The 10,940-nt window shown below is 53.7% G+C and carries 9 protein-coding genes and 3 pseudogenes; 7 read left to right on the top strand and 5 right to left on the bottom strand.

What is annotated here, in order from left to right; all coding sequences use genetic code 11:
• Positions 1–21: 21 nt before the first annotated feature.
• Positions 22–860, bottom strand: a pseudogene (locus DXX3274_RS23295) (IS3 family transposase); the annotation flags it as partial.
• A 104-nt stretch (positions 861–964) separates the two neighbouring features.
• On the opposite strand from DXX3274_RS23295, the gene DXX3274_RS04490 reads away from it, so the two are divergent.
• The 3 genes from DXX3274_RS04490 to DXX3274_RS04485 all read left to right on the top strand — a co-directional run bounded on the left by DXX3274_RS04490 (position 965) and on the right by DXX3274_RS04485 (position 2,909).
• Entirely contained in the window at positions 965–1,351 is a 387-nt protein-coding gene (locus tag DXX3274_RS04490) for a thioesterase family protein (protein WP_038662036.1), read from the top strand.
• 394 nt (positions 1,352–1,745) lie between these two features.
• Entirely contained in the window at positions 1,746–2,075 is a 330-nt protein-coding gene (locus DXX3274_RS23615; RefSeq protein WP_152495224.1) for a hypothetical protein, read from the top strand.
• 51 nt (positions 2,076–2,126) lie between these two features.
• Complete coding sequence (locus tag DXX3274_RS04485) at positions 2,127–2,909, top strand: transporter substrate-binding domain-containing protein (protein ID WP_042858798.1); 783 nt, start codon at positions 2,127–2,129, stop codon at positions 2,907–2,909.
• Between the two features lie 248 nt (positions 2,910–3,157).
• On the opposite strand, the pseudogene DXX3274_RS04480 reads toward DXX3274_RS04485, so the two are convergent.
• Positions 3,158–3,772: pseudogene (locus DXX3274_RS04480) on the bottom strand (alpha/beta hydrolase); the annotation flags it as partial.
• A 64-nt stretch (positions 3,773–3,836) separates the two neighbouring features.
• On the opposite strand from DXX3274_RS04480, the pseudogene DXX3274_RS23610 reads away from it, so the two are divergent.
• A pseudogene (locus tag DXX3274_RS23610) lies at positions 3,837–4,211 on the top strand (LysR family transcriptional regulator); the annotation flags it as partial.
• Positions 4,212–4,417: 206 nt separating this feature from the next.
• Positions 4,418–4,759 carry a zinc ribbon domain-containing protein gene (locus DXX3274_RS24505; RefSeq protein ID WP_208622086.1) on the top strand — a complete coding sequence of 114 codons (342 nt, stop codon included), beginning with the start codon at positions 4,418–4,420 and terminating at the stop codon, positions 4,757–4,759.
• 36 nt (positions 4,760–4,795) lie between these two features.
• Here DXX3274_RS24505 and DXX3274_RS04465 read toward each other — a convergent pair whose 3' ends face one another.
• The 3 genes from DXX3274_RS04465 to DXX3274_RS04455 all read right to left on the bottom strand — a co-directional run bounded on the left by DXX3274_RS04465 (position 4,796) and on the right by DXX3274_RS04455 (position 8,519).
• The gene (locus DXX3274_RS04465) at positions 4,796–5,728 is read right to left on the bottom strand and encodes a nucleoside recognition domain-containing protein (protein WP_042858795.1); all 933 of its coding nucleotides are present in this window, start codon (positions 5,726–5,728) and stop codon (positions 4,796–4,798) included.
• A 435-nt stretch (positions 5,729–6,163) separates the two neighbouring features.
• Positions 6,164–7,276 (bottom strand): o-succinylbenzoate synthase, encoded by a 1,113-nt coding sequence (gene menC, locus DXX3274_RS04460; protein ID WP_042858794.1) that lies wholly within the window; start codon positions 7,274–7,276, stop codon positions 6,164–6,166.
• 28 nt (positions 7,277–7,304) lie between these two features.
• On the bottom strand, positions 7,305–8,519 hold the full coding sequence (locus DXX3274_RS04455; protein ID WP_042858792.1) for an MFS transporter: 1,215 nt from the start codon (positions 8,517–8,519) through the stop codon (positions 7,305–7,307).
• Between the two features lie 182 nt (positions 8,520–8,701).
• Here DXX3274_RS04455 and DXX3274_RS04450 point away from each other — a divergent pair, with 182 nt between their 5' ends.
• Positions 8,702–9,625: a LysR family transcriptional regulator gene (locus DXX3274_RS04450; protein WP_042858791.1), complete on the top strand. Its 924-nt coding sequence runs from the start codon at positions 8,702–8,704 to the stop codon at positions 9,623–9,625.
• A gap of 101 nt (positions 9,626–9,726) precedes the next feature.
• Positions 9,727–10,830, top strand: coding sequence for a lytic murein transglycosylase B (mltB, locus tag DXX3274_RS04445; RefSeq protein ID WP_042861877.1), 1,104 nt, complete (start codon positions 9,727–9,729; stop codon positions 10,828–10,830).
• Positions 10,831–10,940: the final 110 nt, after the last annotated feature.

The following is a 10,940-nucleotide window of genomic DNA, read 5'->3' as shown; positions in this document are numbered from 1 at the left end:
TTAGATGGCAGGATCCTTGCGCGCAAAAACTGTTGATTCAAACGGTAGTCCGTTATCCATCCGCATCTTTAGCGGATACCCTCGGTTTGCCACTATCCTGTCCAACACCCGAACAACGCGTTGTGCCGGTATATTCAGGTCAATTTCTATCGCCAGCACTTCACGATTAAAATCATCCACCACGTTAAACGTACGAAAACGTCTGCCGCATACCAGCGCATCATGCATAAAATCCACTGACCAGCTCTGATTCAGGTGTTCCGGCGTCGCCAATGGTGCTGGATCACGCACGGGCAAACGTTGCTTTCCTTTACGACGAAAATTCAGTTTCAGTAAGCAATAAATACGATGAACGCGTTTGTGATTCCATGCATGCCCCTGCCTGCGTAGCTTCTGGAACAACTTCTTGAAGCCGTATCGCGGATAGCGTTCCGCCATGTCGGTCAGTGCCTGAATGACCGGCTCATCACGCCGGGTGTCAGGCTGATAAAAATAGACCGTCCTGCTCAACGATAACGTCCTGCATGCCTGGCGGATGCTCATCGTAAACTGCGCGGTCAGATAACTGACGAGCTCACGCTTTATCGCTGGTTTTAAAGCTTTTTTTCAATAACATCTTTGAGTGCCCGGCACTCCAGACTGAGATCGGCAAACATCTGTTTCAGTCGCCGGTTTTCGTCCTCCAGATCTTTCATCTTTTTGATATCAGAGGCTTCCATTCCGCCAAACTTCGCTTTCCAGTTGTAGTACGACGCCTCGGATATTCCCGCTTCGCGGCAGACGTCTTTGACGGTACGTCCGGCTTCAACGGACTTCAAAACGGCGATGATCTGGTGCTCGGTAAATCGGGCTTTGCGCATAGCGATCTCCTCAACGGGACATAATCAGTATGTCGGAAGATCTCTAAAAGTGAATGGTTCGGTTTAGCGGGATACTTACATAACAATCAGACTAGGATGCAGAAATGTTTTCAAAGCATTATGAGGTTGAGGATAGCCATATCGATTTCCAGGGTGTAGTCGACGGTCTCTATTACCCATTTTATATGGAGTGGACGCGCCATGCGTTCATGAAAGAGTCGCTAGGCATTGATATTGAAGAGGAGTTCAAGCAGGGAAAAGTCTATATGGTACTTGAGTATTCTCTGCGCTTCCGTAAAAGCCTGCAAAAAGGCGATCGGTTAGAGGTTACCTGTCAGTTGGAAAAAAACGAAAAGCGCAATCGTGTCAATTTCGTTCAGCAGATTAAGGTTGATGGCGTAACGTACGCAGAAGCCACCTTTGTCGCTACTTGCCTGGTCAACGGCCGCCCCTCAATGCCAGAAGCCGTGACGAATGCGCTAGCGGACTAAGATATAAATGTTATCAAGGGCAAAATACCCGCCCTTGATAACAGAATTTACCTTAATACAGCCCTATAGCATTGCATAATAGCGCGACGCCTGCTTTTACTGCTCAAGTGTAAAGGCACCAGAACCCTCAGGCCAAAAAGCAAAGGTTGTCCAGAGACGTTGCCCCACATCTCTTTAACCAGACTACCGAACAAAGCAAGCTCACGCCCCAATGACCTCTGCAGTGCCCGTTCAGCGAACGACAGCGTGTCATTATCGCCAACGGTACAAAAATGGGCCTTTCGCGGTAGCGACATCCGCTGATTCATCATTTTTACATTTTGCAAACAAAATAATAACCATTTGTTATTATTTCACGTATAACTTAACGTCCGCTTTCCGGATGTGGGGCTGAATGATGATGCAGTGTCTGGCGTTTTCCCTGTCTTCACTATTTATATGTAGTACGGTCTTTGTCGGTTCAGCGTCGGCTGCACCGCTCGATTCCTTGCCGCCTTTTCTTAGTGAACGAATGCTTTTCATAAAGGAAAAGGCACTGTTTTTCTTTCCGGGCTGGCATACGTCTCTATCTGAGTTACTGGCCTGCCCCAGCCGTGATGAAGGCTATTCCGCAACACCTTCTAACGCTTCCGGAAATGCGACTGGTGATGTCCGGACTCAGACGGAATTAACAGGACAAACCAGAGCGGTGTCGGCTTATTTCCTATCGCCGGTGATGATATGAATACCGAATATTTTTATTCATTTTTATACGGTTAAAAGAGGTGTTATTGCCATGTTCAGAAAATTTTCGCTCCTGAAAATCATTGTCATTCTTACTATTTCACCATTTGCATTTGCCAAACAGGACATAATTCGTATTGGTGTCGATTTGACTTATCCCCCTTTTCAAAGCAGGGATAAAAATGGCAATCCAGCAGGGTTTGAAATCGAGATAACCGATGCCATCTGTAAATCAATAAATGCAAAATGCGACTATATCGTAAATACATTCGATGCCCAGATTTCGGCCCTGCTCGCAAAAAAGATCGACGTCATTTCACCACTGGGTGTGACAAAAAAGAGAAAGGAAGCTATCGATTTCAGCAACTATATTTTTCATGTACCAACCAGATTTGTCGCAAGGAAGGAGGCTAATCTTCTTCCTCAGATCGACATGCTGCGAGGGAAAAATATAGCGGTACAACAGGGAAGCATTCAGGAAGCATACGCCAACAAACACTGGCTGCCTGCCGGAGTGAATGTTAAAAGCTACCCTGATCAGGAAGCAATTTACGAAGACTTATATGCCGGTAGGGTTGAAGGCGCGCTGTGCCCATCGGTTGCTCTGACATTCGGGTTTTTACAAACTCCGGAAGGTCAGGGTTTTGAGTTAAAAGGCCCGGAAATAACCGACGCTGATTTATTCAGTATCGGCTCAGCATACGGTATACGCAAAGGCGATACGGAAATAAAGCAGCTTTTCAATCAGGGGTTGCAAAACATAATGGACAACGGTGAACTTTTCCGCATCAAGAAACAGTATTTTGGCGATATTGATTTAAGCGTAAAAGAATAGTGTCAGCCGCAGTTAATTGATTCCTTTATAAATACCGGACTATTTCTTTTCGGCTCAATCATTCTCTCCCGGCCGCGACGAGGCCGGGAAGCAGCAAACTGCCGTAGCGCCGGAGCCGGGCTGTTTTGGCACACTACATTTAGGTTATTTATATCACTACGTTGAGGATATTTATATAAAGCCTTTTATCAAAAAAACCACACCGCCAGGATGTGGTTTTCTGTGAATGCAGGTAACAAACAGAGGGGTTATTTCAGATTGGCTTTGAAAAATGAAGTCAGTTTTGCAAATGGGATCAAATTGACATGAGCATACAAATCAACATGCCCAGCCCCTAGAACAATGTACAATTATTTCGGCTGACCAGCACGTTTAAATGCATCCTCGCTGAATTCACGGGAATGCGCATTGTCACCGGTAATAAACAACATCGGACGCGGCGAGATCGTTTCAATATCATTGAACGGATAAAAGTTCATGAATTTCACATTATTTGTCAGCGTAGGATGTGTGGTCAATTCTGGTGATGAACCTTTGGGTGTAAACTCACCGCGAGGAGTGCGGTAGAAATCAAAGAACGCTTTCTCAATGGGGGTTGAGTTTGCATCAATCTTATGCACCGTACCGCTGGTATATTTAGTCAGGCCACCGGTAAATTCGACATAACGTTGCTCTGCTGCCTCGGCAATAATTTTTTTACGCTGCTCAAGCGTTAACGAATGATGGAGCGCGTTACGGTTGGCAGACCCCATGTCATACATACTTACGGTTGCAATGGCCTTCATACGCGGATCGATTTTAGCAGCGCTGATAGCAAAGCTACCGCTTCCGCAAATACCGAGAACGCCAATCCTGTTTTTATCATATGAAAAGGCCTGCTCTTCAGAAGCCCTTTCAGTCAAACAATTAACATGGTGTTAGCTATGGCAAATCCGACTGCTTACCCGTACAACACACAGCGTTTCACTAACCACCGCTGGCGAACGCCTTTTGCTGGCGATAGGTCAACGTTTCGATGAGATTGAGTCTGAACTGGATGTCCTGACGGAACTGCACGACAAACCGGCGGGTACGGTGCGAATTACCAGCGGCGATCACGTCCTGCGAACCACCCTGCTCCCCAAACTGGGGCCTTCACTACGCGAATACCCGGACATCAGTGTGGAATTCGATATCAATTACGGCTTTCGAAATATCGTGGCGGATCGTTTTGATGCCGGGGTACGTCTGAGGGACACTATCGACAAGGACATGATTGCCGTTCCCATTGGGCCGAAGCTACGTATGGCGGCGGCGCCTTCTCGCTGGTTGTTGATGCTCTGCGCGTCAGCCGGTAGGGCTCTGGCTGTGCCCCGCCATTGCCATTATTCCCTCACGCCGACTTGTCTTTCGGTCACACAAGCCGAGGTAGCGTAATCCTGTAGTGATTTGACCCTGTCGTTTGACACGGTAGTAGCTTGACCCTGTAGTAACTACAGGGTGTTGAATAGACCACATATGGCATAACGATGATGCTTACCAACTCAGCATCAGGGCTAGCCATTCAGGTCATTCAAACAGTGAATACGGAGGTATCAATGGGTATTTTTGACAAATTATTGGGCGGTCATCATGGGAAAGGCCACCACGGGCATCATCATAGCAACGAACATCATAGCTCTCATGGCAGTTACCCAACCGGGAACAACGCGGGAGTAAGTTGCCCAAACTGCCGGTCGCTCCATGCCCCCACCGCGCGGTTTTGCCAGCAATGCGGCACATCGCTCGTACCAGCAGTCTGCCCGCAATGCAGCACTTCGGTACAGGCTGGCGCAAAATTTTGCGGTCAGTGCGGGAACGCCATCATCTGATTCCAGGCGGTGTCCCGCAATGCCGCGCGACACCACCTAAAACACCGCCACATGCAGCACCGCTCTGATCACTATACCGAACAACGCCCCCAACGCGGCATAGCGGAACAGGCGGGTGAAGCGGGAGCCAACGCCCAGAAAAATGCCGATGCCCGGTAAATCAAACGTCTGAATCAGCAAGCCGGCGGAGGCGTTAATCTGGCTGGCGGTCATTTTTCCCTGCTGGATCAGGTCTGACACCACGCCAAAATACGCGGTGCCGCCCGCCAGGCATTTCACCAGCGTCGGCATCACGAAAACAGGAGAAATATTGGCCGACGCCAGCAGCGGCGAGAAAAAGCGTTCAAGCGCCGTCACCGCGCCGGCGGATTCCAGTATGCCGACAATCGTCATGGAAAGAATCAGCATCGGCACCGATCCGAGCGCCAGCCTGATGGCGTCCGCCCCGGCGCTATTAATGATGCCGATAACGCCTCTGGCCGTCGGCTCTTCGGCAGAAACGTCGCCGGAACGCCCGCTTTCCAGCGCGGATAGTTTGCGCCCCAGCACATGGTAGGTCAGCGCCGCTGCCGCCAGCCCGCCGATAATCGATATCACGATGGCCGCCGCCCAGTGCAGGCCAAACGGAGTCAGCGGATAAAACACGTTGCCCTGCCCCATAGCGAACACCATCGCCAGCGTCGCCGCCATATGGCGATCGGACACGCCGCGTTTTTCCATAATAGACAACGTCGCCAGCGGCGCGGCAAAACTGACAAAGTTAAGCTGAATCAGCGCAAAGGTGCTCATACCGGTGAGCCCGAAGGGCTTGAGAATCGGCGCCATCCACCGAACCAGCGCATCCACGATGCCTTTCGCTTCCAGAAAACGCATGATGACCAGCATCACGACCATAATCGGCAACAGTGTATACAGCGCAACGTCAACGGAGGCTTTCCCCGATGACATGATGATTCCAATCACGTTCATGTAATGTCCCAGCACGGGTGAATCTGTCCCGGTAGGTGCCGTCGACGGCACCTACCGGGCTCTCAGTCCGGTTATTTTCGTGATAAACATCACAATATTCCAGAACGTTTTTCACCACATCCGGACAAACGCAGCGCCTGCCGTCATCCGACACCACGGGTGACTAAACAAGAAGAGACAAATCAGAATAAAGAACCGCTGAGGCTACTCACCTCTCAATAAAAAACAAGACGCAATAAGATTACTCAATACCTCGGCGATCGCTAAAAAACGTCATTCCGGGACATGACACTCGGCATTGTCTCGCTATTGGTTATTGTCATTATATTGGTTATTGCCATTATTTTACGATATATACCGGCAGCGCTGCCGCACTGATCATGAGTCAGCGGCTGTGGCACGGCAACGAGCTGCCGCAGCCGCTTTCTCCGGTAATCAAAAGCGGATGGTTTCCTCGCCATAGCAATAACGGGCATAAAGTTCCGGATTGATCTCAAAACCGATGCCCGGTTTATCCGGCACCGCCACCATGCTGTCCTGGTCCAGCGTCACTTCCGGCAACATGAAGTCCTGCGCCCAGTAGCGTGATGACGGTGGAATGTCATGCGCCAGCAGGAAATTGGGCAGCGTCGCCACCGCAATGTTGTGCGCCTTACCCACCGCGGTATCCAGCATGCCGCCACACCATACCGGCACGCCGGCATCCTGACAGAAATCGTGGATCAGTTTGGTTTCGGTGATGCCGCCCACCCGCGCCACCTTGATATTGATGATGCGGCCGCTGCCCAGCTCAATGGCTTTGCGGGCATCTTCCACCGAGGCAATGCTCTCATCCAGGCAGATCGGTGTCTCAATCGCCGCCTGCAACTTGCGGTGATCGACGATATCGTCGTGCGCCAGCGGTTGTTCGATCATCAGCAGGTTGTATTTGTCGAACTCACGGAACAGCGGAATATCGTCCAGCGAGTAGGCGGAGTTGGCGTCCACCATCAGCGTAATGTCGCCGAATTCGCTGCGCAGCGCCTGAATATAGGCCAGATCTTTACCCGGTTTGATCTTAATCTTGATACGACGGTAGCCTTCCTCCCGGTAGCCCGCCACCACACGCACCAAATCCGCCGGCGTTGGCTGAATACCGATACTCACCCCCGCCTCGACCCGATCGCGCACGCCGCCCAGCTCGCGCCACAGCGGCGTCTGCTTCTGCCTGGTGTAGGCGTCCCATATCGCGCCCTCCACCGCCGCCTTGGCGCAGTTGTTGCGGCGCACCGGCGCGAAAATGTCGCGCACTTCGGAAGGATGGCGAATCTCGCCGGCCTGACGCAGCATCGGCACCAGAAAATCGCGCATGATGTGCCAGGCGGTGACGTTGGTTTCCTCGTTGTAAAACGGTAGTGAAATCGCCGAACAGTCGCCGTAACCCACCACATCGCCGCTATGCGCTTCCACCACGGTGAAGTACTTCTCCGTCTGAGTGGCAAAGCTGGTGGTAAACGGGGTCTTCAGCGTCATTTTCATCTGACGCAATACAATTTTGTCTATTTTCATCCTCTGTCCTTCACCTACACGTTTAACGTCAAACCTGAGCCGCCATATCGGTTTTCACCGACGGGCGCGTATGAATAGTCAGACTCACCACCGCCGAGAACGCGGCTGCCGCCATGAGAAACAAAAACGCCGAGGGATAGCCGAAATACTCCACCATCGCGCCAATGACCAGCGGTGCGATAAACCCGGCCGCCTGACCGCCAACGTTGATCACCCCGATGCCGGATCCCACCATGCGCGACGCCAGCACCTTGGTCGGCAGCGCCACCGCGATCGCCAGTACGAACGATTTGAAAAAGTAGGCGCAGGACTGAGCTATCACCACGGCGGTGATGCTCGACGCGCTGTACATCAGATACAGGAACAGGGCGGTCAGCAAGGCGCACCCCATCAGCATCACCCGCTCGCGGCCATCAAAGAAACGGGTCATCACCCAGCCGCCGCAGGCGGTCGCCACCCCGGCCATCACGTAGGGGATCGGCAACAGTACCCCCACCGCTTTCAAATCCAGATGGCGTTCGGTCATCAGGTAAATCGGCATCCAGGAGTCCAGCCCCTTGTTGATCAGGCTCAGACCGAACCAGACCGCCGCCAGCCGCCACAACAGCGGATTTTTCATTACGTCTCGCCACTCCGCACCGCTCAGGCGTTCCGGTTCATCGGACACCCATGCTGGTTTGGCGCTGACGGTCAGGGTATATACCAGCACGAAGGCGATGCCGAACAGGCCAATCACCATGAACGCGTGGCGCCAGCCCAACGCCAGAATCAGCGGCGCGATCAGCAACGGCGCAATCATGCTGCCCACATAGTTGGAAGACATCAGCAGCGAGGTCATGCGCGGCTTATCACTCGGAGGGAACTGCTCCGCCGCATTCTTGACGGAAGCGGAAGGATAGGCGCCTTCCCCCAACCCGAACAGAAAACGAATCACCAGTAACGCCGTCAACGACCAGGCGATACCGGTCAGGAACGTAAACAGCGACCACATGGCGATCGCCATCGCCACCACCACCCTGGCGCCAAAGCGATCCGCCAGCCAGCCGCCGGGCAACTGCATCAACCAGAAGCCGAAATAAAAAGCGCTCAGCACCAGCCCAACCTCGCTGGGCGACAGCGACAGCTCTTTCGCCATCTGCGTCGATCCCATACTCAGCACTACGCGATCGATAAAAGCCACGCACCAGCCGATATAAAGCAGGAACAGCACCCAATATGATTTTTTTCTCGTGTAATGCCCCATCTGTCCCGATACCTCCTGTGTGATGTTGTCATTGCCTGAAGCCTGTGCGTTCTGCGACGCCTTTTCCCTGTGCCGATAACACCTCCTGATTGCATACTAGACACCCGCCATCCATACTGCTATTTCAACTTTTTCACCACCTCATTGCCGAAACGGCAAACTTCAATCATTGAGGGGATCGCATGACCGCTCGTTATCTACAGGACACCGCCCTGCGCTATTTTCTGGAAGTGGTGCGTTGTGGTTCCATTAGTGAAGCCGCCTTGCGACTCAACGTGGCAGGTTCCGCCATCAGTCGCCAGGTCAGCGGGCTGGAAGACCGGCTCAACACCACGCTGTTTGAACGGCGGAAAAGCGGTATGACCCCCACCGCCGCCGGAGAACTGCTAGCGGCCTACGCCTTTCGCAATCAGTTGGAAACCGAGCAAGTGACGCAGGAAATCCGGGAGTTGCAGGGTTTGCGCCGCGGCGACGTACGCATTGTCTCCACGGCGGGATTTAGCCTGGATTTTATTCCGATGGCGATCGCCTCGTTTCGCCAGCATTACCCCTATATTCGTTTTCAGCTACTGGTGGCGACGGCCGAAGAAGTGGCGCGCCGGCTGAATGAGGGCGAAAGCGACATCGGGCTGACGTTCAGCCAGATCCCCACCGCCAATATTCATGTCGCCTACCGGCTGCACTCGCCGCTGGTGGCGGTGATGCAGCGCTATCATCCGCTGGCAGAGAAATCGAGCCTGCGCCTGTCGCAACTGGCGGGTTATCCGCTTGGCCTACCGGTTCGCCACATCCTGACCCGGCGGCTGTTCGACGCCTGCTGCAGCCGTCAGGGGTTGCTGATCGATCCGGCGTTTGAAACCACCTCCATCAGCGCCCTGCTGGCGTTCGCCCGATACTGCGACGGCGTAGTCATCTCCACCGAGCTGGTGGTGCGGCAATACCTGAAGGATCACGATATGGTGGCGGTGCCGATTACCGGTCAGGACCTAAATGGACTCAACATCGAACTGAACACGCTGGCAGGCCGCACGCTGCCGAAAGCGGTCTCCGCGTTTACCGATCACCTGATTCAGATCATGGAGCAGGAACAGCAGCCGGAAGCATAACCGTCGATGCCGTCAACGGGCCCATAATTCGGTTTTTTCCCTATGGACGTTGCGCTACCATGACCGCCACGTTGTTTTTGACTGAATTATATGGATATCTGATGCGTCGCCTGGTTGCTGTTTTTCCGCTGTTGCTGGCGCTGTCCGCCTGCAGCAATAAATCCGCCGAGCCCACCGGGGCTGAAATTATCGGTACGCCCGCCGCCACTGCTCCCTCCGGCGGTTTTCTGTTATCCCCCGCCCACGCCGGCGGTCTGCTGACCAGCGGCGATTTCGCCAACAGCCCGGATGTGGACCGTTTCGTGGACAAAATGGTGCGGCAGTATGGCTTCGAACGGCAGCAACTGCACGACGTGCTGGCGCAGGCGCAGCGGCTGGACTGGGTGATCCGGCTGATGGACAAACAGGCGCCGTCGCCGTCAACGGCAACCCCTTCCAACATTCCCAACGGCGCCTGGCTGCGCTACCGCAAGCAGTTCATCACCCCGGATAACGTGCAGAACGGCGTGGCGTTCTGGAACCAATACCAGGACGCGCTGGATCGCGCTCAACAGGTTTACGGCGTACCGCCGGAGATCATCGTCGGCATTATCGGGGTGGAAACCCGCTGGGGCCGGGTGATGGGTAAAACCCGCATTCTGGATGCGCTGGCGACGCTGGCGTTCTCCTACCCGCGCCGCGCCGAGTATTTCCAAAGCGAACTGGAGTATTTTCTGCTGATGGCGCGGGAAGACGGTTTCGACCCGCTGTCGCTGCGCGGCTCCTTTGCCGGCGCGATGGGCTACGGCCAGTTCATGCCGTCGGCGTTCAAGAAATACGCGGTGGATTTCAACGGCGACGGTATTCCCAACCTGTGGGACCCGGTGGATGCCATCGGCAGCGTCGCCAACTACTTCAAATCGAACGGCTGGCAACCTAACGGACAGGTTGCAGTGACCGCCAGCGGCCAGACCTTCGCGCTGGAAACCGGCTTCAAGACCCGCTACTCCCTGTCGACGCTGGCGGCAGCGGGGCTGCGCCCGACCGCCGCGCTGGGCGGCTATCAGGAAGCCAGCCTGCTGCGCCTCGACATGGGCAGCTACTACCAGTTCTGGTACGGCCTGCCGAACTTCTACGCCATTACCCGCTATAACCACAGCGTGCACTACGCGATGGCGGTATGGCAGTTAGGGGAAGAAGTCAGAAAAGCACGGCAGGGATATTAAGCCGAGTAAAAATTGCTAACAAACGCATTAGTACATGCGGATGATTAGTACATGCGGATGACGGTTTTCCCGGCGTCAAAAACTGTGCTGAGGTGGACGACTTCGCCGGG

This window comes from Dickeya sp. NCPPB 3274 (genome assembly GCF_000406205.1).
In the GTDB taxonomy this organism is placed as follows: Bacteria; Pseudomonadota; Gammaproteobacteria; order Enterobacterales; family Enterobacteriaceae; genus Dickeya; species Dickeya fangzhongdai.
This window is presented reverse-complemented; position numbering and strand designations above follow the sequence as displayed.

What these genes read in the sequence shown, in the direction of transcription:
- DXX3274_RS24505 (WP_208622086.1), top strand. Translation starts at nt 4,418, where the DNA reads ATGATGCTTACCAACTCAGCATCAGGGCTAGCCATTCAGGTCATTCAA.
- DXX3274_RS04485 (WP_042858798.1), top strand. Translation starts at nt 2,127, where the DNA reads ATGTTCAGAAAATTTTCGCTCCTGAAAATCATTGTCATTCTTACTATT.
- DXX3274_RS04490 (WP_038662036.1), top strand. Translation starts at nt 965, where the DNA reads ATGTTTTCAAAGCATTATGAGGTTGAGGATAGCCATATCGATTTCCAG.
- mltB (WP_042861877.1), top strand. Translation starts at nt 9,727, where the DNA reads ATGCGTCGCCTGGTTGCTGTTTTTCCGCTGTTGCTGGCGCTGTCCGCC.
- DXX3274_RS04450 (WP_042858791.1), top strand. Translation starts at nt 8,702, where the DNA reads ATGACCGCTCGTTATCTACAGGACACCGCCCTGCGCTATTTTCTGGAA.
- DXX3274_RS04455 (WP_042858792.1), bottom strand. Translation starts at nt 8,519, where the DNA reads ATGGGGCATTACACGAGAAAAAAATCATATTGGGTGCTGTTCCTGCTT.
- DXX3274_RS04465 (WP_042858795.1), bottom strand. Translation starts at nt 5,728, where the DNA reads ATGAACGTGATTGGAATCATCATGTCATCGGGGAAAGCCTCCGTTGAC.
- menC (WP_042858794.1), bottom strand. Translation starts at nt 7,276, where the DNA reads ATGAAAATAGACAAAATTGTATTGCGTCAGATGAAAATGACGCTGAAG.
- DXX3274_RS23615 (WP_152495224.1), top strand. Translation starts at nt 1,746, where the DNA reads ATGATGATGCAGTGTCTGGCGTTTTCCCTGTCTTCACTATTTATATGT.